This window comes from Aeromonas sp. 96A (assembly GCF_051919165.1).
GTDB classification, from domain to species: Bacteria; Pseudomonadota; Gammaproteobacteria; order Enterobacterales; family Aeromonadaceae; genus Aeromonas; species Aeromonas veronii.
The window spans coordinates 2,935,001-2,957,463 of record NZ_JBQBFE010000001.1; the positions used below are offsets into that span (position 1 = coordinate 2,935,001).

Consider the following 22,463-nt stretch of genomic DNA (forward strand, 5'->3'; position numbering starts at 1 on the left):
GAAGGTTCGCTCTTGACAGTGAAGTCCCTTGCGGATGGAGCAGTTGGGAGTCGCAGTGACCAGATGGCTGGGACTGTTTATCAAAAACACAGCACTCTGCAAACACGAAAGTGGACGTATAGGGTGTGACACCTGCCCGGTGCCGGAAGGTTAATTGATGGGGTTAGCGCAAGCGAAGCTCTTGATCGAAGCCCCGGTAAACGGCGGCCGTAACTATAACGGTCCTAAGGTAGCGAAATTCCTTGTCGGGTAAGTTCCGACCTGCACGAATGGTGTAACCATGGCCATGCTGTCTCCACCCGAGACTCAGTGAAATCGAATTCGCCGTGAAGATGCGGTGTACCCGCGGCTAGACGGAAAGACCCCGTGAACCTTTACTACAGCTTGGCACTGAACATTGAACCTACATGTGTAGGATAGGTGGGAGGCTTTGAAGGCGTGACGCCAGTTGCGCTGGAGCCGTCCTTGAAATACCACCCTTGTATGTTTGATGTTCTAACGCAGGGCCCTGAATCGGGCTCGCGGACAGTGCCTGGTGGGTAGTTTGACTGGGGCGGTCTCCTCCCAAAGAGTAACGGAGGAGCACGAAGGTTGGCTAATCCTGGTCGGACATCAGGAGGTTAGTGCAATGGCATAAGCCAGCTTAACTGCGAGACGGACAGGTCGAGCAGGTACGAAAGTAGGTCATAGTGATCCGGTGGTTCTGAATGGAAGGGCCATCGCTCAACGGATAAAAGGTACTCCGGGGATAACAGGCTGATACCGCCCAAGAGTTCATATCGACGGCGGTGTTTGGCACCTCGATGTCGGCTCATCACATCCTGGGGCTGAAGTCGGTCCCAAGGGTATGGCTGTTCGCCATTTAAAGTGGTACGCGAGCTGGGTTCAGAACGTCGTGAGACAGTTCGGTCCCTATCTGCCGTGGGCGTTGGATGATTGAAGGGAGTTGCTCCTAGTACGAGAGGACCGGAGTGAACGAACCTCTGGTGTTCGGGTTGTCACGCCAGTGGCACTGCCCGGTAGCTAAGTTCGGAATCGATAACCGCTGAAAGCATCTAAGCGGGAAGCGAGCCCTGAGATGAGTCATCCCTGACCCCTTGAGGGTCCTAAAGGGCCGTTGGAGACCACAACGTTGATAGGTGGGGTGTGTAAGCGCGGCGACGTGTTGAGCTAACCCATACTAATTACCCGTGAGGCTTAACCATACAACACCCAAGAAGTGTTCTAAGGCTTGTAGCAAATACCAAGCGAACTACTAATTCAGTGATAGCGAAGCCAAGAGGCAACATCGTTATTCACGTCAGCTTTCTAGATTAAGAATTTGCCTGGCGGCCATAGCGCCGTGGAACCACCTGATCCCATGCCGAACTCAGAAGTGAAACGCGGTAGCGCCGATGGTAGTGTGGCATTCGCCATGCGAGAGTAGGACACTGCCAGGCACCCAATACAAGAAACCCCGCTCAATGAGCGGGGTTTTTTATTGCCTGAAAATCAGCAAATCGTCTGATAATTGACCTTTTATTCTCTCTTCCCTGCCGTTTTCTCTGTTTTTCCTCCCCAATTTTCTCCGGTTCTGCCATCGCCGCTGGCGTTGGTTGTCGTTATAATGGCCGCCCTCAAGCAAGGTGGTGGTATGAAAGCAGAATATCTACAGCGATTCGGGGGCATTGCCCGTCTTTATGGTCAGAGCGCACTGCGTTCCTTTAGCCAGGCCAAGGTCTGTGTGGTGGGGATCGGTGGCGTGGGCTCCTGGGCGGCCGAGGCGCTGGCCCGCGCCGGTATCAACCAGATCACCCTGATCGACATGGATGATATCTGCATCACCAACACCAATCGCCAGATCCACGCTATGCAGGGTACGGTCGGTCGCCTCAAGACCGAGGTGATGGCCGAGCGCATTCGCGCCATCAATCCAGATTGCGACGTGATCGAGGTGGACGATTTCGTCACCGCCGACAATCTGGCCGAGCATATCAAGCGGGAGTTTGACTATGTGGTGGACGCCATCGACTCGGTCAAGGCCAAGGTGGCGCTGATTGCCTTCTGCAAGCGCAACAAGATACCGGTAATTGTGGCCGGTGGTGCTGGCGGGCAGATGGATCCGACCCAGATAACCGTGGCCGATCTGGCCAAGACTATTCAAGACCCGTTGGCGGCAAAGGTGCGCTCCGACCTGCGCCGGTTGCACAATTTCAGCAAGAATCCGGCGCGCAAATTCGGGGTGGAGTGTGTCTTCTCAACCGAGCAGCTGAGTTATCCGGATGGTAATGGTGGCACCTGTCAGGCCAAGGCCGCCAGCGATGGCACCATGAAGATGGATTGCGCCTCCGGTTTTGGCGCCGTGACGCCGGTGACGGCAACCTTCGGGCTGGTTGCCGCGTCCCGGGTATTGAAAAAGATTGCCGAGCGGGGCGCCCGAGCCGAGAAAGAGAGCGGGAATGAAGAAGCTGGATCGATTGGCGAAGCTTAATCGACCACTGAACAGAGCGGGTTAGACCGCTTGTTCCCGGATCGCCAGTACGATCGCTCTGAGCCCGTTACCTCGTGACGGGCTCAAGTGTTTCTCAAGTCCCAGTTCGGTGAAATACCCTTCCATATCAAATGCCTGGATCGCCGCAGACGATTGGTGGTTGAGTGCCGCCAGCACGATGACGATGAGGCCACGCACGATGCGAGCATCGGAATCACAGGCAAAGTGCCAGCAGCCATCCTCGCTTTGTTCTCCCTTCAGCCAAGCCAGGCTTTCACACCCCTTGAGGCGGAACTCCTCCTGCTGCCATTCGGCGGGTAGCGCTGGCAGCTGCTTGCCGAGCTGGATGATGAGCCGATACTGGTTCTCCCAGCCGTGGGCGGCGGCAAACTGCTGGCGGATGGTGTCGGCGTTGGGGTCAATGCCAATCTGGGTATAGCTTGCGAGGTCACTCATTCGGTTGTCTGCCTTAGAAGAAGTCACTGAGTTTGTGCAGGGCGGCCAGTAGGGCGTCGACATCGTCCCGATTGTTGTAGCAGGCCAGCGAGGCGCGCATGGTGCCGCCGATCCCGAGCGACTCCATCAGCGGCATGGCGCAGTGATGGCCGACTCGCAGGGCGATCCCCTGCATGTCGAGCAGGGTAGCGGCATCTTGCGGGTGGATATCCTCCAGCAGGAACGAGACCGCACCGGCGCGCTGGTCGGGTTCGCCGATCAGGCGCAGCCCCGGCACCTGTTGCAGGCCTGCGACCAGATAGTCGGTTAGCGCCTGCTCATGGCTGGCGAGCCAATGCCGATCTTGCCCCATCACAAAGTCGATGGCTGCGGCGAGGCCGATAGCGCCAGCAATATGGGGGGTGCCCGCCTCGAACTTGAAGGGCAGGGTATTGAAGGTGGTGCCGCTGAAACTGACCCGATCGATCATCTCGCCACCGGCTTGCCAGGGCGGCATCCGCTCCAGTAGTTCGGTGCGGCCCCACAACACACCGATGCCGGTCGGGCCATAGAGCTTGTGACCGGAGAAGGCGTAGAAGTCGCAACCTATGGCCTGCACATCCACCTCGAGATGAGCCACCGCCTGAGCGCCATCGAGCAGGGTCAGAGCGCCGACTGCCTTGGCCGCTGCCACCATCTCTTTGACTGGATTGACGGTGCCAAGGGCATTGGAGACGTGGGCCACGCTTACCAGTCGGGTCCGTGGCCCCAGCATGGCGTGATAGGCGGCCAGATCGAGATCGCCCCGCTCATCGAGGGGGATAACCCGGATGACCGCGCCGGTACGCTGGGCGACCAGCTGCCACGGGACGATATTGGCGTGGTGCTCCAGCGTGCTGAGGATGATTTCGTCCCCTGTCTTGAGTTCGTTCATCCCCCAGCTCTGGGCTACCAGATTGATCGCTTCTGTGGTACCACGGGTCCAGATAACTTCGTGGCTGCGGGGCGCATTGATAAAGCGGGCGACCGTTTCGCGGGCGGCCTCGAAGGCACGGGTCGCGCGGCCACTCAGGGTGTGGGCGGCACGGTGCACGTTGGCGTTGTCGATCCGATAGTAGTGAGCGATGGCATCCAGTACTGCTTGCGGTTTCTGAGTGGTGGCGGCGTTATCCAGATAGACCAGAGGGTGGCCGTTTACCTCCTGCGCCAAGGCCGGAAACTGGCTGCGCAGTTGGTTGTGCTGTTGCTGATTCATGCTCCCCTCATCATCTGGAAAAAGTCATCATCTCGAAAGGTCGGTCATGATCCTGAAAATAGCGCCCGAACACAAGGCGCGATAAGCCCGATTGGCGGTTGCCTGCCGTGCAGCAGGTACGGCTCGTCGGGTGATTTCTGGTACAATGCCGCCCCTCATCATAAGCCAAGAGATCCGGCCCATGAAGCTCAACCCCAATCAGAACGAAGCGGTCAAGTATGTCTCCGGCCCTTGCCTGGTGCTGGCGGGTGCCGGATCGGGCAAGACCCGCGTCATCACCAACAAGATTGCCTATCTGGTGCAGCAGTGCGGCTACAGTGCGCGCAACATCGCTGCGGTCACCTTTACCAACAAGGCGGCGCGGGAGATGAAGGAGCGGGTCGGCCAGACCCTGGGTCGCAAGGAGGCGCGGGGGCTGATGGTCTCCACCTTCCATACTCTGGGGCTCGAGATCATTCGTCGGGAGCACAAGAGCCTGAATCTCAAGGCGAACTTCTCCCTGTTCGATGACACCGACCAGCTGGCGCTGCTGAAAGAGTTGACTGAAGACGAGCTCGACAACGACAAGGACAAGCTCTCGGCCCTTATCAGCCAAATCTCCAACTGGAAAAACGACCTTATCCTGCCAGCCCGCGCCATGCGCATCGCTCGCGGGCCGGAAGAGGTGTTGATGGCCCAGCTCTACGAGCGTTATCACCGCCAGATGGTGGCCTATAACGCGCTGGATTTTGACGACCTCATCGTGATGCCGACCCTGCTGCTTAAGAGCAATCAGGAGGTGCGCGAGCGCTGGCAGAACAAGATCCGCTATCTGCTGGTCGATGAGTACCAAGACACCAACACCAGCCAATACGAGCTGGTGAAGCAGATCGTCGGCGAGCGGGCTCGTTTTACCGTGGTAGGGGATGATGACCAGTCCATCTACTCCTGGCGCGGTGCCAAGCCGCAGAATCTGGTGCTGCTGAGCGAAGATTTCTCCAGCCTCAAGCTGATCAAGCTGGAGCAGAACTACCGCTCCAAGCGGCGCATCCTCAAGTGCGCCAACATCCTGATCGCCAACAACCCGCACGTCTATGACAAGGCGCTCTTCTCCGAATTGGATGAGGGGGTGAAGCTCAAGGTGCTGTTCGCCAAGAACGAAGAGCACGAAGCGGAGCGGATCGCCGCCGAGATGATGGGCCACAAATTTATGAACCGCACCCGGTTCAAGGATTACGCCATCCTCTATCGGGGCAACCATCAGTCGCGCATCTTCGAGAAGGCGCTGATGACTAACCGGATTCCTTACCGTATCTCCGGCGGCACCTCGTTTTTCTCCCGCACCGAGATCAAGGACATCATGGCCTACCTCAAGCTGCTGGTGAATCCGGATGAGGACACCGCCTTCCTGCGGGTGGTCAACCTGCCGCGCCGCGAGATTGGTCCCACTACCCTCGAAAAACTGGGGCAGTATGCCAATCAACGCGGAAAGAGCCTGTTTGCCGCCAGCTTCGAGCTGGGGCTGGAGCAGCACCTCTCCGGCCGTGGCCTCTCAGCCTTGCAGGACTTCACCAACTGGCTGGTGCGTTTGGGTGATCGGGTGCTGCGCGGCAATCCGGTGGAGGCGGTGCGTGACATGATCAAGGAAAGCCGTTACGAAGAGTGGCTTCGAGATACATCCCCGAGCCCGAAAGCGGCCGAGATGCGAATGAAGAACGTGGCTACTCTTTATGGCTGGCTTGTTGAGAAGCTAGAAGGGAATGAGCTGGATGACCCAATGACTTTGCCTGAAGTGGTCGCCAGCTTCACCTTGCGCGACATGATGGAGCGCAACGAAGGGGAGGATGATGCCGATCAGGTGCAGTTGATGACGCTGCATGCCTCCAAGGGGTTGGAGTTCCCCTATGTCTACATGGTGGGGATGGAGGAGGGCTTGCTCCCCCACCAGACCAGCATCGACGAGGACAATGTGGAGGAGGAGCGGCGTCTCGCCTACGTGGGGATCACCCGGGCTCAGACCGAACTGACCTTCACCCTCTGCAAGGAGCGGCGTCAGTTTGGCGAGTCGGTACGGCCAGAGCCGAGCCGCTTCCTGCTGGAGCTGCCGCAGGATGATCTGGATTGGGAGAATAAAAAAGTAGTCAGCCCTGAAGAGCGTCAGCAAAGAGGTTTGGATGCTCTTGCTCAGATAAGAGCACAACATAATTTGAAAAAGGGGTAGGGCGATTCTTCTCTACTTCTTGAGTTATCCCCAAGGGGAAAACCAGAAGAAGGTGACTGCCGAGGAGCGCCAGCAGAAGGGGCAGGTCGGTGTTGCCAACCTGCGGGCGTTGTTCAAGAAGGATTAACCCTAAGGATTGGCCGGGGTCAGTAGCGGCACTATGTCTGCTCCCGGCATGGGCGGTGAGATATAGCGCCCTTGCCCCATCCGGCAGCCGATATCAATCAGCTTCTGCAACTGCTGCTGGTTCTCGATCCCCTCGACGACCAGGGTGTAATCGAGATCCTGACAGATATCCCGCATGGCGCGGATCAGCGCCAAATCTTTGGGCGATTGCAGCATCCGCTGGGTAAAGCTGTCATCCACCTTGATGTAATCCACCGGGAAGTGGAACAAGGCGTTGAGGGAGGAGAAGCCGGTGCCGAAATCATCGAGGCTGATCTGGATACCCTTGGCCCTCAGGTCATGCAGGGATGCCAGCGCATCGGAATCTTGCCGCGACAGCTCCCGCTCGTTGAATTCAAAAATCAGATAGCCGGGGGCGACCCCTTCCTCTTCGATAATTCCCATCAGCCGCATGATGTGGTCATGGTTGACCAGATGCTTGCCCGACAGATTGATGGCGATCTTGAACTTGCTCTGCCCGGAGATTGGCAGCCAGTTCTTCAGTTGCTGACAGGTGTGGCGCAGGATCTGGTAATCCAGCTCCAGTATCAGACCGCACTGCTCTGCCAGCGGAATAAAGTCGAACGCATCCTTCAGAATCCCCTCCTCGGTCAGCCAGCGCGCCATCACCTCCAGTCCGGTCAGGCGGCTATCCTGCAGCCGGATCACCGGCTGGAAATAGGGGACGATACGCCCCTCCCGCAGGGCTCTGGCCAGCATCTCTTCCGGCGAATTCCAGTTCTGGTTGATGCAATCATCCGAGTAGCTGACGATGCGACTGCGACCATTGCGTTTGGCCTGATACATGGCCAGATCGGCCTGATGGAGCAGCTGGCTGATATCTGAGGTTTGCTCGGAGACGCTCGATACCCCCAGGCTGACGGTAATGCTCAACTCGTTGCCGAGTAGCCGGAACGGGTAGGAGAGACGGCTGATAATGCGGTTGAGCACCGGGCTGATGTCATCGTCGCTCTTGCTGCTGTCCAGATAGATGACAAACTCGTCGCCCCCCAGTCTGGCCACCAGATCGTTTTGCCGGATGCAGGTCTGCAGGCGGCGGCTGACCTCCTTGAGCAGCTGATCGCCAGCGCTGTGGCCCAGAGTGTCATTGATCTGCTTGAAGTGATCCACATCGATAAAAATCACCGCGAATCCCGGTGACTTGTAGCGGTTGTAGTGGGTCATGGCGTGGTTGAGGTGGTTCATCAACAGCGCGCGGTTGGGCAGCTGGGTCAGCGGGTCGTGAAGCGCATCGAATTGCAGCCGCCGTTCCAGCTCCTGATGCTGCTTGAGCTGCTTTTGCAGCCTGAGGTTGGTCTGACGCAGCTGTTGCAGCCGCTGGTTGATGGAGTCCTCGGTATTGATGTCGTTGAGCTGCTGGCGGATCCGTCTCAGCTCCAGCAGCAGGGTGAGCTGGCCACGCAGGAAGTCGAGAAACAGCTTGTCGTCGGTCTCCAGCGGTTGATCCGTGCTGATGATGAAGTGGGCGAAGTACTGTTGTTGCAGCCGCAGCGGCATGCTGTGCCAGTAGCGTGACTCCCTGCTCACCTCGATATTGCTGGTGCTGTGGCACAAGCCGCTGATGAACTCGTCTCCCTGATGGGGATGGGCAGGGTAGATCTTTTCCAGCTTCTGACTGGTTAGCCTGACCAGCAGCATGTCCTCGATGGTGAGCATCTGGCGCAGTACCGCTTCCAGTTGGGAGAAGAGCGCCTGGGCCGGCAGGGTATTGGCGAGCCGCATGATGCGGCTGATGCTCTCGATTTTCTTTTTCCAGTTCGGGTCTTTGCGGATCAGCGGTGAAGGGAGTTCGGTGAGATGGGATCCCGCCTGGGTTTCGGTCAGCCGTTTGGCCAGACACTCCAGCAGCAGACGCAGGGTCGGCAGGTCGGCTGGTGTGCCACGCGCCAGCAACCACTGTATCTGGCCATGCTCGATGGGGAAGACGCACCACCCTTCGGCCTCATCCAGCTGGGTGAGTTGATCGGTGATGCGGGACTGCTCACGGCCCAGCTGTTGCTTGAAGATGTCGCTGACCTTGTAGGCGTAAAGCCAGTTCAGACCGGTATCGGAGAGGCCCAGCATGCCGAAATGTTGCAGCGGGCAGAGTTGGTCAATCTGCTGGATCAGGGCATCGTAATCGTCAGACGTGGCGGTTTGTGGCGCCGGGAAGTCCATAATGGCAGAGACCAACGCCAACAGAGGAGTTGAGTAATGGGGTTCGATGGATTGGGACGACATGTGCAACTCCCGATATGTCTACCTTACAAGAGTAGTCGGAAGCCGATAGATTGAAAGGGCCGCAATTGCGGCCCTTTCAAATACTTACAGCTTGTCGATCATGTAGTGGATGGCGTTTTCAATCTCTTCATCACTACAGTTCGCACAGGTGCCGCGCGGAGGCATCATGCCGGACTTGCCGGTAAAGCCTTCAATGGCATGTTTCTTTAGAGTATCAATGCCCTGGGCGATGCGAGGATCCCAGGCTGCCTTGTCACCCCGTTTGGGGGCACCGGCGGCGCCGGTGTCGTGACAGGCAAAGCAGGCGCCCTTGTATACCGTTTCGCCATCGCGGGGACCGGAAGAGGCGGCCGCCGTCGGTGCTGCACTCGCGCCGGCAATACCTTCCAGATCCTTGGCGGTATAGACCTGACCGATTGGTTTGATCCGCTCGGCAATGGCTTCCGGTGACATTTCATCGGCAGCAAGCACTGCCCCAGACAAGCTGGCGGCCGTCATCCCGACAGCCAGCAAATAGCTCAGTTTTTTCAACACGCTCATATACTCCCAGCAGTCTTTTATTATCCATGTAAACGACGGGATTATAACCGAATAGTTACAGCCATTTAAACGCTTGTGTGTGAAGTGTTAAACACTCTGCGTACAAAGTTTTGGCCGATATCACGGCAATTCTGGTGGTGGAGATAAAAAGAAACCCGGCATTCGCCGGGTTTCGAGTAACCAAGGGGTGAAACGGCCTATTTATCCCAGCTCAGGATCACCTTGCCGGAGTGGCCGGAGCGCATCGCATCGAACCCCTGCTGGAATTCGTCGATGTGGAATCTGTGGGTGATGATGGGGGAGAGATCCAGCCCTGACTGGATCAGGCTGGCCATTTTGTACCAGGTCTCGAACATCTCGCGGCCATAGATCCCTTTGATAAACAGCCCCTTGAAGATCACCTTGTTCCAGTCGATGGCCATGGTGGAGGGCGGGATGCCAAGCATGGCGATCTTGCCGCCGTGGTTCATCTTGTCGAGCATCTCCTGGAAGGCGCTCGGGACGCCGGACATCTCCAGCCCCACGTCGAAGCCTTCGGTCATGCCCAGCTCGCTCATCACGTCAGCCAGCTTCTCCTTGGCCACGTTGACCGCGCGGGTGGCGCCCATCTTGCGGGCCAGCTCCAGCCGGTATTCGTTGACGTCGGTGATCACCACGTGGCGCGCACCCACATGGCGGCAGACGGCGGCGGCCATGATGCCGATGGGGCCTGCCCCGGTGATGAGCACATCTTCACCCACCAGATCGAAGGAGAGGGCGGTGTGCACCGCATTGCCGAACGGGTCGAAGATGGCAGCCAGCTCGTCCGGGATGTTGTCCGGCAGCTTGAAGGCGTTGAATGCGGGGATCACCAGATACTCGGCAAAGGCACCCGGGCGATTGACGCCAACACCAATGGTGTTGCGGCACAGATGAGTGCGCCCGGCGCGGCAGTTGCGGCAGTGACCGCAGGTGATGTGCCCTTCACCGGAGACCCGATCGCCGATGGCGAAGCCGCGCACCTCCTGACCGATGGCGACCACCTCCCCAACATATTCATGGCCGACCACCATGGGTACCGGAATGGTCTTCTGGGACCACTCGTCCCAGTTGTAGATGTGGATATCGGTGCCGCAGATGGCGGTTTTGCGGATCTTGATCAGCAGGTCGTTGTGGCCGAGCTCGGGGGCCGGCACATCCGTCATCCAGATGCCGACCTCTTTGTGCAGTTTGGAGAGTGCTTTCATGGCTGTTCCTTCAATATGAATGCAGAAAAAAGGGGCTGCAGCCCCTTGATTCAAATCAGATAACGCCGAGTTCACGGCCGATGCGGATAAAGGCGTCGATCGCCTTGTCCAGCTGCTCGCGGGTGTGAGCTGCAGACATCTGGGTGCGAATGCGGGCCTGACCCTTGGGCACGACCGGGAAGGAGAAGCCCACCACATAGATGCCGGCTGCCAGCATGCGGCTCGCCATTTCGGAGGCCAGTTTGGCATCCCCCAGCATCACCGGAATGATGGCGTGGTCGGCGCCAGCCAGAGTGAAGCCAGCGGCGCTCATCCGCTCGCGGAAGTAACGGCTGTTCTCTTTCAGGCGGGCGCGCAGGTCGTGACCTTCCGCCAGCATGTCGATCACCTTGATAGTGGCGGCAACGATGGAGGGGGCCAGCGAGTTGGAGAAGAGGTAGGGGCGGGAGCGCTGACGCAGCCAGTCGATCACCTCTTTCTTGCCGGAGGTATAGCCGCCGGATGCGCCGCCGAGCGCCTTGCCCAGGGTGCCGGTGATGATGTCGACCCGATCCATCACGCCGCAATATTCGTGGGTGCCACGACCATTCTCGCCGATAAAGCCGACGGCGTGGGAGTCATCCACCATCACCAGCGCATCGTATTTGTCTGCCAGATCGCAGATGGATTTGAGGTCGGCGATGACGCCATCCATGGAGAAGACACCGTCGGTGGCGATCAGCTTGAAGCGGGCGCCATCGGTGTCAGCCTGCTTGAGCTGGGCTTCCAGCTCGGCCATGTCGTTGTTGGCGTAGCGATAGCGCTTGGCCTTGCACAGCCGCACGCCGTCGATGATGGAGGCGTGGTTGAGGGCATCGGAGATGATGGCATCTTCGGCACCGAAAAGGGTCTCGAACAGGCCGCCATTGGCGTCGAAGCAGGAGGAGTAGAGGATGGTATCTTCAGTGCCGAGGAAGGCAGACATCTTCTGCTCCAGCGCTTTGTGCTGATCCTGGGTGCCGCAGATGAAGCGTACCGAGGCCATGCCGAAGCCGTGGCTGTCGAGTCCCTGATGGGCGGCGGCGATCAGATCCGGGTGGTTGGCCAATCCCAGATAGTTGTTGGCACAGAAGTTCAGTACCTGCTCACCGCCGACGGCGATGCTGGCCTGTTGGGCGGAGGTGATGATGCGCTCCTGCTTGTACAACCCTTCAGCTTGCACCTGGTTCAGTTGCTCGGTCAGGTGACGATAGAATCCGTTAGACATCCTCGATCCTTAGTGGCTATTTCAGCTGCGTATCAACAGAGGGCGACATTTTACTGCAATCTGTTGCGGTAAATTCAAATGATTGTGCTGATATTCAACAAATGTGAAACAGATCTCACCCAGCTGGTTGGGCCAGCTGACGGTAGTGCTGTTCCAGTTGCTGGATCTGTCCGGCCACCTGGGGTTGCACATAGGGGCGCAGCAGGAACAGCACCTTTAATACGCCCTGATAGAGCAGCGGTTTGGTGATGCGGGTGTTGGGAGCCTGAGCGATCTGGAACGGGATCCAGCAGGTCACCACCATCTTGATGGTCTGGCCCAGATCCGGCAGGTCTTCATCGCTGACATCTATGATGCCCCCTTCGCGCAGGCTCCGGAGCAGCGCGACCACGGAGGAGCGCATCTGCTCCTGGGCCTTGAGGTACTTCTGTTGCAGCGGTTCGTCACGGCTCAGGATGTCCGGCAGGTTGGCGTAGAAGAAGCGGAACTGCCACATCAGATAGAAGATGGCATCGAGATAGCCCATCAGATCCTGCAGGGTGATTTCACGGTTGCGGGTCGGCACGAAGCTCTCGCTAAGGTGACGGGCATACTGGTCGAAGATGGAGTGGATGATGTCTTCTTTATTGCGGAAGTGGTAGTAGAGGTTGCCCGGGCTGATACCCATGTGCGCCGCAATGTGGTTGGTGGTGATGTTGCGTTCACCCTGATCGTTGAACAGCTCGGTCGCGCTGTGAATGATCCTGTCTCTGGTTTTCATCACTCATTCCTCCAACAGGTTCCGCTCGGGGCAGTTTTGAACAAGGTCGAATCCCCGGACGGCCCGTGATAAACTTTTCGGCAATTTCAAATTGGCTCACTATACACAGCTTTAACAAGCAGTCACATGTAGCCATCAACGTACGAGAGGCAAACTCCATGATCGTAGTAACTGGCGGTGCTGGCTTTATCGGCAGCAATCTGGTCAAGCAGCTGAACGCTCAAGGACGGACCGATATCGTGGTCATTGATGACCTGACCGACGGCACCAAGTTCGTCAACCTGGTCGATCTGACCATCGCTGACTACATGGACAAAGACGAGTTTCAGGCTCGGATCGTCTCCGGTGACGAGTTTGAAGAGTGGGACAACGGCATCGAGGTGATCTTCCACGAAGGCGCCTGCTCTGCCACCACCGAGTGGAACGGCAAGTTCATCATGGAGGTCAACTACGAGTACTCCAAGGATCTGTTCCACTACTGCATCGAGCGTGAAATCCCGTTCATTTACGCCTCTTCTGCCGCGACCTACGGTGGCCGCAACGACAACTTCATCGAAGATCCCAAGTTCGAACAGCCGCTCAACGTCTACGGCTACTCCAAGCAGCTGTTTGACCAGTACGTGCGCCGCTGGATGCCGGAGATCAACTCTCAGGTTGTCGGTCTGAAGTACTTCAACGTCTACGGCCCGCGCGAGCAGCACAAAGGCTCCATGGCTTCCGTCGCCTTCCACCTCAATACCCAGGTGAAGAAGGGCGAGAATCCCAAGCTGTTCGAAGGTTGCGATGGCTTCCCGAACGGTGGTCAGATGCGTGACTTCATCTATATCGACGACGTCTGCAAGGTAAACCTCTGGTTCTGGCAGAACCCGCAGCACTCCGGCATCTTCAACTGCGGTACCGGTCGTGCCGAGCCGTTCCAGAACGTGGCCGAAGCGGTGATCAAGCATCATCAGAAGGGAGCCATTGAGTACATTCCCTTCCCGGATCACCTCAAGGGTCGCTACCAGAGCTTCACCCAGGCTGACATGACCAAGCTGCGCAGCGTGGGTTATGACGCCGAGTTCAAAACCGTTGCCGAAGGGGTAGCGGATTACATGGCTTGGCTCAACCGCTAACAGGTGAGCACAACGCGGCAGTTTGAGCGCAAAACCGGAAGTGGGCACTCGCCTGCTTCCGGTTTCTGGTCTCTGTGGCTGCTTGCCGTTCCTCTCTTCTCTACCGGGTAACCGCGCGATGAATATATTGATGGCACTCTCCCAGCTCGAGGTAACGGGAGCTGAGGTCTATGCCACTACGGTCGGTAACGAACTGACCCGGCGTGGTCACAACGTCTTTTATGTGTCAGATACCCTGACCAAGCCGACGCTTGGCCCCGTCTTCAAACTGAGATTCAACAAGCGCAGCATATTGCGCCGCTTCTGGCACGTCTTTTACCTCATCTATCTCATCAAGAAGTACCATATCCAGTTGGTGCATGCTCACTCCCGCGCCTCCGGCTGGAGCAGTTATGTGGCCTGCAAGTTGACTGGCACCCCGATGATCACCACGGTGCATGGTCGCCAGCCGGTGCACGCTTCGCGCAAGGCCTTCCATGCACTCGGCTATCGTGCGGTTGCCGTTTGTGAAGATATTGCCCATCAGATAGTCGACAATCTGGGGGTGGATCCCGCGATAGTGCAGGTGCTGCGCAACGGTATCGAAACCGACAAATTCCAGCCTGTGCCAGCGCCGGACAATCCCAAGCCGGTGATCGCCATCATTGGCCGTTTGAGCGGCCCCAAAGGGGAGCTCTGTTACCGTCTGCTCGATGAAGTGCTCGACCAGGATACCTGTCGGGTGCGGATTGTCAGCGGTACCAAGGTACCGGAGCGCTTTGCCCGTTTCGAAGGCCGTGCCGAGTTTGTCGGTTATGTCGATGATGTGCCCGCTCTGCTGGCGAGTTGCGATCTGGTGATTGGTGCCGGTCGGGTAGCGATGGAAGCACTGCTCTGTGGTCGGCCCGCCTTTGCCATTGGTGAAGCCAGGGCCATTGGTCTGGTGACGGAACGAAATCTGGACGAGGCGCTGGCCAGCAATTTTGGCGATATCGGTCCCAAGGATCTGGCTATCGATTTTGCTGCCCTGAAGGGAGAAATCGAATCCGCCCTCGCAAGCAAGGTGGTGCCGGAAGTCATTCGGCAGCGCATTCAGGATGAGTATGGCTTGCAGGGGGTAGTATCCGGCCTCGAAACCATCTATCAGGATGCCGTAGTCGAAACCCTGCGCCGCGAGATGCCCGTCATCATGTACCACCGTTTTATCGAGCAGGATAGCGAGAAAGGAGTGCATGGCACCTGGATGCCGATCACCATGTTCGAGAAGCATCTGCGACTGATGAAGTGGCTAGGCTACGAAACCCTGACTTTCCGCGATTTGGCGGACAAAGGCTTTATCCACCGTCTGCAATACGGCAAGAAGTATCTGATGATCACCGCCGATGACGGCTATCAGGACAACCTGACCCGCATGCTGCCACTGCTGGAAAAATATGGTTACAAAGCCGTGGTGTACGTAGTCACCGGCGAAGGTTATAACCGTTGGGATGTGGAGCATCCGACCAATCCGGACACCAGGGTCTCATTGATGAGTGGTGAGCAGGTCAAGGCGCTGGCCGCCAGCGGTCATGTGGAAATTGGTGGTCATACCCTGACTCACCCCCGCTTGAGCAAGCTCACACCCGAACAACAAGCCCATGAAATTCAGGAGAATAAACGCCAACTGGAGGCCCTGCTTGGCCATCCGCTGCTCTCGTTTGCCTACCCTTACGGAGATATGAACGAGAGTGCCAAGGAGCGGGCTATCGCTGCCGGGTATCGTTTTGCCGTTGCTACCAATAGTGGCCCCAAAGCAATGCACCAGGACCCTTTCCAGATCCGCCGGATCGCCATCTTTCCCCGTACCGATGTATTCGGGCTGTGGCGCAAGATCTGCGGGAATTATGTTTTTAGAAAGTGAGAAAATAAAAAGAATGATGGTCTTAGTGAATAAAGAGAGGTTTGTACCTCTTGTGGTACAAATCTCGGCTTTTTTGTTTGGCGCGTTGGCTCTTACCGTTCCAAGTGGGTACTCTTATGGGCCTGCGTTGCTGGCAGTAGTGAGTCTTTTTGTCTTTTGGCGTAAAGAGTATATCTCCTCCATGGAGAAAGAGCATAAAATAATAGCATGTATATTTTTGTCATATTTTTTCCTGTTCTTTATATCTGTGATTGTCGACGGGAGCTCGTTTAGTCAATTAGATAGGCCTAGTCGGGCATTAATGGCTGTATTAGTAATTCCTATACTTGCCAAACATAAAGTTAGGTTAGATATTTTATTAAGTGGATTTGCAACGGGAGCATTTATAGCTGCTTGTGTTGCAATTTACGATAAGTTTTATCTTGGGTATGAACGAGCTTTCGAGTTTTATTCAATACCAATACAATCTGGAAATATTAGCATGTCACTTGGCCTTTTTTGTTTATGCGGCTATTTTTGGTGTCGTGCTAATAATAATAGATATTTTTCTTACTTTTATATGCTTGGTACAATATCTGGTCTGACTGGTAGCTTCTTATCTGGTACCAGAGGTGGTTGGGTATTACTTCCTGTCGTAATTTTTTCGATATTAATGCTTTATAGACGCGTTATCACGAGTAATGAAAAGAAAGGGTTGCTGTTTTTGCTGGCTCTTGTAATAGCAATGGTGTTTACACCTCAAACCGGAATATTAAAGAGATTTGATGCAGCGAAAACAGATATAGAACAATACGTAGATGGTACTAACTTGGATACATCGCTCGGCATTCGTTTCCAATTGTGGGGCAGTGCATGGGATTCATTTAAGGATAAGCCATTTTTTGGATGGGGTCAAAATGGTTTGCGTGAGTCACAGAAGAAGCAATTACAAGAAAATAAAATTACAGATTTCATATATAATTTTAATTATCATGCACACAATCAATACCTTGAAGAGATGGCAAAACGCGGAGTCGTAGGGTTGTTGGTGCTTATTGCTATGCTATGTATTCCAATTCTTGTAGTGAAGAAGAAAATACCTATTATGAATCCTGCGTCGGATACATATTGTGGATGTGTGCTTGTTATTGTTACTTGTCTGACAACTGCAGATTATCATCTTAGTCAGGCATATTTTGCACATAACTCAGGCATAACATTTTTTGTATTTTCTATGATGTTGGCATTTTCATCAACATTCAAGGATGCTGAGTGAATATGAAGGTTTATGTTATTAATCTTGAACGTTCGATAGAGCGTAAAATGAGAATGTCAGAGTTGTTAACTACAACTGGCGTTGAATACGAGTTTTTCCCTGCTATTGATGGTCGTATTGCAACAATCATCGGTTATGACTGGTCAAGGAGAATTAAGGAAAAAGGTCATCCTCTCACTCTGGGAGAGCAAGCCTGTTTTTTAAGCCACAGAGCATTGTGGCTTAAGTGTATAGAGTTAAATGCACCAATCGTTGTCATGGAGGATGATGTTGATTTAAAAGAGAATTTTTATGATGTGCTAAAACATGCATCCATCCATCTCTCTAGTTATAAATATATTAGATTGGGGAGAGCTCCAATAAAGAGCACTTTAATTTTACCTAGGGTAGTAACTCTGGCTTTATTGAATGATAACACTAAACTAGTGAAGTACAGCAGAGGTCCAAGCGGTGCATATGGGTATATAATACACCCTGACGCAGCACGGAAATTTGTTAACTCATCCAGCTGTTTTTGGATGCCTGTTGATGATTATATGGATTGTGAATATATTCATGGTGTATCCAATATAGGTATTGAAGAACCTGTTATCAAATATACTGATATTCAATCTGAAATAGGTTATGCCAGCAGGCAACAAAAAGGAAATAGAACACTTGTATCTAGAATTAGAAAAGAGTATTTCAGATACAGACTTTATATTCTGCAGTTCATATTTAATATCATTTTTTATCTAAAACGTTTATAATTATAAGGTGATAGTTATATGAAAGTTAGTATAATATATCCATACCTGAAAAAGTCAGGTGGCATGGAAACCTATATTGTAAACGTGTTGAAAGAACTAAAAGAACTAAAAGAACTAAACTTAAACGTTGAGCTTGTTTCTATAAAAGGACGTGTAGATATAAATTTAGTTCCTGATGGAGTAAGTGTTGTTGAGTTTCCTGTGTTCACGCCATTCAATATTATAAATGAAAAAATATTTAATCACTTCGTTGATAAAGTCATTGACCGAAGTGGTGTGATATTCAACTGTAGCAGAAGTGTTATTCGTGATGCGGATATCGCCATTTCAGCAGGGACGCATCAAGGAAATAAGATAGCTCTGGGTAAAAAAATATATAAACCAGAAGATATACTTACAATTTACGAAGAATCCAAGGCTTACAATTTGGCTAAGGTTGTTGTTGCGCACTCTGAAATCGTCAAGGAAGAAATAATAAGATTAATAGGTGTTCCTAGTGGGAAGGTAAAGGTTGTTTATCCACCGACGAATAAAAACCTGTTCTCGCATCATAATAATAATTCTCGTTTTGAAATAAGAATTAAGCAGCGTGAAAAGTATGGTATTTCTGAAAGTGATATTTTATTATTGTTTCCTTCTAGTAATCACAAAAGAAAAGGTATTGACCTTATTTTACAAACATTACAGGAAAAATCTATTCCAGACTCAGTTAAATTGGTTATTGCCGGAAATAAAAAGGTCGAGCATCCTCGAGTGATTAATATTGGTTTTGTTGATGATATGCCTTCTTTATATTCAATGGTCGACGCCACGATATTAGCATCATCATATGAGCCATTTGGATTAGTAGTTACTGAATCGATTCTGTGTGGTACTCCAGTGATTATGTCTAAGGTCGTTGGCGCAACAGAGGTTGTAAAAAAAGAGTTCGCATATCTCTTTGACCTTAATGCCGAAAGTCTCGCAGATGAAATTAACCGATTTTTATCAGAACGTGACAAGCTGGTACCATCTTGTTCAGAGGCATTCCACTCATATAATGATGTAAAAGAGCATTGTATGGAGTTGCTCCATCTTGCCGGTGTTGAAGTCAGCGGAGTAGGCAATGGGTGAGGAGTTTAAATTTAAATCAAGTGCATCATTTATAATGTTGCTTAGTGGACTTCTTATTTCATTGTTGTACTTCACTAATCAAATAATGTCTGGTGATCAGACCCAGATGCTCTACAAGGGTTACCTTGGGGCTTATGAGGGGGTCTGGCTCAGCTATGGCAATGCGGCGAGTGCGGTGGGCAATGTGCCGGGCAGCTTGTCAGCCTGGCTGATCGGCGGGCCGCTGCTGCTGTGGGATTCTCCCTATGCCCCCATGGTGTTGCTGCTGGCGATGCGGTTGGTCGGATTCCTGTTGTTTGATGTGGTGATCCGTCAGGTGTTTGATGACAGGGTGCGTCTGCTGTTTCTGGTGCTCTGCTGGCTCAACCCCTGGTTCCAGTACGAGAGTCTGCTCTACAACCCCTCCTATCTGTTCCTTTTCTCGGCCATGCACTGCTGGTCTGCCTGGCATATGCGCGAGCGGGCCTCCTTCTGGCACATGATCGTTCACCTGCTGGCCATCGGCATGGCGATGCAGCTGCACTACTCCTGGCCGCTGCTGGCGGTGATGTCTGCCTATTTGTTCTGGCGCCGAATCCTCAAGGTGAGCTGGAGCGGGGTGGTGGTGGCTACCCTGCTGATCGGAGCCTCCCTGATCCCTTACGCGATGGAAGTGATGAGCAACAGCCATATCACCCAGAATGGCGATCCCGAGGCGCGTCAGCGCTATATCGGCTGGGGGCTGGTGCACGTCTATCCGGTGCTGAAATCAGTGCTCTACTGGCTGCGCTACGGCTCCTGGCTGTTTGCCAGCAAGCTGGTCAACGACACCCAGTTCATCTGGCTGGCTGGGCACGAATACTTGCAGATGGCAACAGTCTGGCTTTGGCGGGTGGTGATTTACGGGGTAGGCTCGGCGACTGTGCTGCTGGCGGCCAAGGCCAACTGGCAGCTGTGGTGTGAACTCAAGCCGCGTCTGTTGCGTAGCGACCGCGCGCCAGTGGATGGTGAGAGCTGGCTCGGTCTCTATGCGCTGGCGGCGGTGCTGGCGGTGCTGGTGAGTGCGGCGCTCTCGCCCATCATCTTCAACTACTGGCACCTGATGCTGATCTTCCCCTACGCCTTGTTCCCGATCCTGCTACTGCTGGTGCGCTGGAGCCGTCGTTATCCGCAGTGGGTTGGCAAGGGGCTGCTGGCGGCCACCCTGTTCTGCACCGCGGTGAACCTGATCGCGGCGTGCGACAGCACCAAGTTCTCCTATCAGGCGGACTACAAAACCCAGGTGCTGGAGTATCTGCAAGAGATGAAGCTGCAACCCAAGCAGTGAGTCATTCACGGCCAGCCCCGATCTCGGGGGGCTGGCTGTCACTATTCGAAACGGTCCATATGGGCGAAGTTTTTGGCTTCGGCAACCCAACCCTCACGTCCCTGCTTGTCCCGGATTTTTACCCACCACTGGTTCTGCGGTGACCGGCCGTATCTGATCTCTTTGCGCGCATAGTCATAATCGAGAATGTAGGTTTTGCCCTTGTACCAGAACAGGCTATTGCCTTCGCCCAGTCCGCCGAGGATATAAAGCGTTTCCCCTGCCTTCATATTCAACAGCGGCCCTTTGCCCTCTTTGCTGTAGCCCAGCTTGACCGATCTGAGTATTTCGACGAGCCCCGGTTGTTCGGTAATGACAACCCCGGTCAGCCCTTCCACCTGCTGGCCGCGAGGTAGCCGGAACAGTGCTTTGGCCGTCAGGGATGGCTCGGCTCTGACGATCACCTCTTGCTTGGTGGTCCATGTCTGATAGGTGCAACCTTCAAACGGGCAGCGACCCCAGTCGTAATAGGGCAGGCGCGGCTTTTCATCAGAATTTACGGTCGTGGCAAACAACGACAACAACAGCAAAAACAGTCTCATGAATTTACCTGTCCGGCGGGGTGCTCACCCGCCCGTGTGATGAATGGGGCCGCACTATATATCAAGAGACCAAAATCCATCAAAGCCGCGGAATTATTGATTTTCACCGCAATAGAACGGGGCCCATTGGTCATGGGAGTAGGGGGCACAAGAGGTCAAAGCGCGGCAGGAGCGGATAGCCCGCCCTTTTGCCTTGTGCCATGCTGATGGCTATCAGGGCATCGGGTCGGCACCTATGGGCATCTCTCGTTCGGGTATGAGTTTGGTATTACTGCTATCGGCACTTCTTCTCCCTCTTATGACCATCAGCCAGGCGGTGGCGATCAACGCGCCACTGCGGGGATGCGTCTTTCAGTTGGCGCCGCTGGTCACCATTGATCAGCAGGGCGAGGTCTCCGGGCCGGTGATCGACTACTTTCGCCGTCATATCGAACCCGCGATCGGGCGTACCATCGAGTGGCAGGGGCTCAATGTGGCGCGGCTGCTCAGTAACCTCGAGAGTGGCGAGTGCGATCTGACCCCGCTGCTGAGTTACAGTCCCGAGCGTGCTCGTCACTTCCGCTATATAGACCCCCACATGTTGCTGCTGCGGCCGGTGCTGGTGGTACTGGTGCCATCGCGGCTTCACTCAGTCGAACGGCAGGAAGATCTCTTCGGCACCACCATCGGCTGGTCGAGTCAGGCGATCGTGCCGCCGCTGTTGCAGCATCCGCAGATCCATATCGACACCCTCTCCCAGCTCAGCTGGGAGCATGGCAACATGCAGAAGTTGCTGCGTGGGCGCATCGATGCCGCGCTCTTCTCCAACGATATTTCCGCCAACCATTTTCGTGCCAAGCTCCCTGCGGCGACCCGCCTCATCTACCTGCCGGTCACCCCGCTGCAGGTGCATATCGTGCTGAATAAGTCGCTGGGGGATGGCAATCCCGAACTGGTGCAGCGTATGCGTCAGATGGTGGAGCGGGTGCCGCTCGCCTCACTGGTGGAGCCAACCCCGCGGCTGTGGGGGCGTTGAGAGGGGGTTGCGTGCAATAATCTACAAGTCCAAGGCCCGCTTCTGGTGTATCTATAACCCATGAATACCACCGATTCCCTCATCCGCTACTGGCAATCCCCGCAACTGCCGGGGGTCGAGCTGTCACACTCCCACCACAGGGCGTTCAGCTACGGTCGCCATGTCCATCTCGACTACCATATCGGGCTGGTGCAGCGGGGTGGCCAGAAGTTTATCCACAAGGGGAACAGCCACCATCTGGTGCGCGGGGTGCTCTCTACCGTTAACCCGGACGAGGTGCACGACGGCCTTAGCCTGCTGCCGGAAGGGTATGAGGTACGGGTCTTCGCCATCGATCCCCAGCAGCTGGCGCTCTGGCTGCCGGAGCAGCCGGAACCCTTCTTCGACAAGGGATTGCAGAGCCGCCCCGACCTCTACCAGGGCTTTGCCCAGCTGCACGGCTATCTCGACAACCCCAAGGCCGATGGCCTGCTGATCGAGAGTCAGCTGCTTGCCCTGCTGGGGGAGCTGCTGCATCTGGCCCCCGAGGTACACCAGTTGGCGGATCCCCAACTGCGATTCCTGCGCGACTACCTGATGGCTGCCCTCGACGAGCCCCACTCGCTGGAAGAGCTGGCGGGGCTGCTTGGGCTCGACCGCTTCGCCTTCCTGCGCCAGTTCAAGAAGCGCAGCGGCATGACCCCCTATGCCTGGCTGAAACGGCTGCGGCTGGAGCAGGGCAAGCGGCTGCTGGCGAGCGGCATGGCGGTGAGCGAGGTGGCGCTGGCGGTCGGCTTCTTCGATCAGAGTCACTTCCACCACGGTTTTCGCCAGGCATTCGGTCTGACACCCGCCGAATTTCGTGCCCAGATGCAATCTTTTACAAGCCGCGCCCCCCGCTGATCCGCCATGCTGGCTCTCCGTCGTTAAAGC

At 55.0% G+C, this 22,463-nt stretch carries 18 protein-coding genes and 2 rRNA genes (1 of these 20 cut by a window edge); 12 read left to right on the forward strand and 8 right to left on the reverse strand.

The features are described 5' to 3' along the window. The 3 genes from ACTG2W_RS13490 to tcdA all read left to right on the forward strand — a co-directional run. Window positions 1–1,205 (forward strand): 23S ribosomal RNA (locus ACTG2W_RS13490); it begins 1,685 nt to the left of the window's first position. 119 nt (window positions 1,206–1,324) lie between these two features. Beyond that, window positions 1,325–1,439 (forward strand): 5S ribosomal RNA (gene rrf, locus ACTG2W_RS13495). A gap of 194 nt (window positions 1,440–1,633) precedes the next feature. Then, window positions 1,634–2,470: a tRNA cyclic N6-threonylcarbamoyladenosine(37) synthase TcdA gene (gene tcdA / locus ACTG2W_RS13500; protein ID WP_440016271.1), complete on the forward strand. Its 837-nt coding sequence runs from the start codon at window positions 1,634–1,636 to the stop codon at window positions 2,468–2,470. Between the two features lie 21 nt (window positions 2,471–2,491). Here tcdA and ACTG2W_RS13505 read toward each other — a convergent pair whose 3' ends face one another. Both ACTG2W_RS13505 and ACTG2W_RS13510 read right to left on the reverse strand, forming a co-directional pair. Further along, the gene (locus ACTG2W_RS13505; RefSeq protein WP_440016272.1) at window positions 2,492–2,926 is read right to left on the reverse strand and encodes a SufE family protein; all 435 of its coding nucleotides are present in this window, start codon (window positions 2,924–2,926) and stop codon (window positions 2,492–2,494) included. Between the two features lie 13 nt (window positions 2,927–2,939). Further along, window positions 2,940–4,160, reverse strand: coding sequence for an aminotransferase class V-fold PLP-dependent enzyme (locus ACTG2W_RS13510; RefSeq protein WP_440016273.1), 1,221 nt, complete (start codon window positions 4,158–4,160; stop codon window positions 2,940–2,942). Between the two features lie 181 nt (window positions 4,161–4,341). Here ACTG2W_RS13510 and rep point away from each other — a divergent pair, with 181 nt between their 5' ends. Beyond that, complete coding sequence (rep, locus tag ACTG2W_RS13515; RefSeq protein WP_440016274.1) at window positions 4,342–6,360, forward strand: DNA helicase Rep; 2,019 nt, start codon at window positions 4,342–4,344, stop codon at window positions 6,358–6,360. Window positions 6,361–6,489: 129 nt separating this feature from the next. Here rep and ACTG2W_RS13520 read toward each other — a convergent pair whose 3' ends face one another. From ACTG2W_RS13520 to ACTG2W_RS13540, 5 genes are all read right to left on the reverse strand, one after another. Beyond that, window positions 6,490–8,766: a putative bifunctional diguanylate cyclase/phosphodiesterase gene (locus tag ACTG2W_RS13520; RefSeq protein WP_440016276.1), complete on the reverse strand. Its 2,277-nt coding sequence runs from the start codon at window positions 8,764–8,766 to the stop codon at window positions 6,490–6,492. 84 nt (window positions 8,767–8,850) lie between these two features. After that, complete coding sequence (locus tag ACTG2W_RS13525) at window positions 8,851–9,306, reverse strand: c-type cytochrome (RefSeq protein WP_041234042.1); 456 nt, start codon at window positions 9,304–9,306, stop codon at window positions 8,851–8,853. A 197-nt stretch (window positions 9,307–9,503) separates the two neighbouring features. Then, the gene (tdh, locus tag ACTG2W_RS13530; RefSeq protein ID WP_005340852.1) at window positions 9,504–10,532 is read right to left on the reverse strand and encodes an L-threonine 3-dehydrogenase; all 1,029 of its coding nucleotides are present in this window, start codon (window positions 10,530–10,532) and stop codon (window positions 9,504–9,506) included. 55 nt (window positions 10,533–10,587) lie between these two features. Beyond that, on the reverse strand, window positions 10,588–11,778 hold the full coding sequence (locus ACTG2W_RS13535; protein WP_106844254.1) for a glycine C-acetyltransferase: 1,191 nt from the start codon (window positions 11,776–11,778) through the stop codon (window positions 10,588–10,590). 115 nt (window positions 11,779–11,893) lie between these two features. After that, window positions 11,894–12,538: a TetR/AcrR family transcriptional regulator gene (locus ACTG2W_RS13540; RefSeq protein ID WP_005340848.1), complete on the reverse strand. Its 645-nt coding sequence runs from the start codon at window positions 12,536–12,538 to the stop codon at window positions 11,894–11,896. Between the two features lie 158 nt (window positions 12,539–12,696). Here ACTG2W_RS13540 and rfaD point away from each other — a divergent pair, with 158 nt between their 5' ends. The 6 genes from rfaD to ACTG2W_RS13570 all read left to right on the forward strand — a co-directional run bounded on the left by rfaD (window position 12,697) and on the right by ACTG2W_RS13570 (window position 19,955). Next, window positions 12,697–13,653 carry an ADP-glyceromanno-heptose 6-epimerase gene (gene rfaD / locus ACTG2W_RS13545; protein ID WP_005340846.1) on the forward strand — a complete coding sequence of 319 codons (957 nt, stop codon included), beginning with the start codon at window positions 12,697–12,699 and terminating at the stop codon, window positions 13,651–13,653. A gap of 118 nt (window positions 13,654–13,771) precedes the next feature. After that, on the forward strand, window positions 13,772–15,532 hold the full coding sequence (locus ACTG2W_RS13550) for a polysaccharide deacetylase family protein (RefSeq protein WP_106844253.1): 1,761 nt from the start codon (window positions 13,772–13,774) through the stop codon (window positions 15,530–15,532). Next, entirely contained in the window at window positions 15,516–16,787 is a 1,272-nt protein-coding gene (locus ACTG2W_RS13555; protein ID WP_235657037.1) for an O-antigen ligase family protein, read from the forward strand. The genes ACTG2W_RS13550 and ACTG2W_RS13555 overlap by 17 nt, the downstream gene beginning before the upstream one ends. A gap of 2 nt (window positions 16,788–16,789) precedes the next feature. Continuing rightward, complete coding sequence (locus tag ACTG2W_RS13560) at window positions 16,790–17,536, forward strand: glycosyltransferase family 25 protein (RefSeq protein WP_106844252.1); 747 nt, start codon at window positions 16,790–16,792, stop codon at window positions 17,534–17,536. Window positions 17,537–17,554: 18 nt separating this feature from the next. Next, on the forward strand, window positions 17,555–18,649 hold the full coding sequence (locus ACTG2W_RS13565) for a glycosyltransferase family 4 protein (protein WP_106844251.1): 1,095 nt from the start codon (window positions 17,555–17,557) through the stop codon (window positions 18,647–18,649). 85 nt (window positions 18,650–18,734) lie between these two features. Further along, a complete protein-coding gene (locus ACTG2W_RS13570; protein ID WP_235657036.1) occupies window positions 18,735–19,955 on the forward strand; it encodes a 3-deoxy-D-manno-octulosonic acid transferase in 1,221 nt (406 codons plus the stop codon). A 41-nt stretch (window positions 19,956–19,996) separates the two neighbouring features. Here the strand turns inward: ACTG2W_RS13570 and ACTG2W_RS13575 are convergent, their stop codons facing one another. Then, the gene (locus ACTG2W_RS13575) at window positions 19,997–20,536 is read right to left on the reverse strand and encodes a hypothetical protein (RefSeq protein ID WP_106844250.1); all 540 of its coding nucleotides are present in this window, start codon (window positions 20,534–20,536) and stop codon (window positions 19,997–19,999) included. 298 nt (window positions 20,537–20,834) lie between these two features. On the opposite strand from ACTG2W_RS13575, the gene ACTG2W_RS13580 reads away from it, so the two are divergent. Continuing rightward, entirely contained in the window at window positions 20,835–21,551 is a 717-nt protein-coding gene (locus tag ACTG2W_RS13580) for a substrate-binding periplasmic protein (protein WP_106844249.1), read from the forward strand. Between the two features lie 60 nt (window positions 21,552–21,611). Next, entirely contained in the window at window positions 21,612–22,433 is an 822-nt protein-coding gene (locus tag ACTG2W_RS13585; RefSeq protein WP_106844248.1) for a helix-turn-helix transcriptional regulator, read from the forward strand. The last annotated feature ends 30 nt before the right edge of the window (window positions 22,434–22,463 follow it).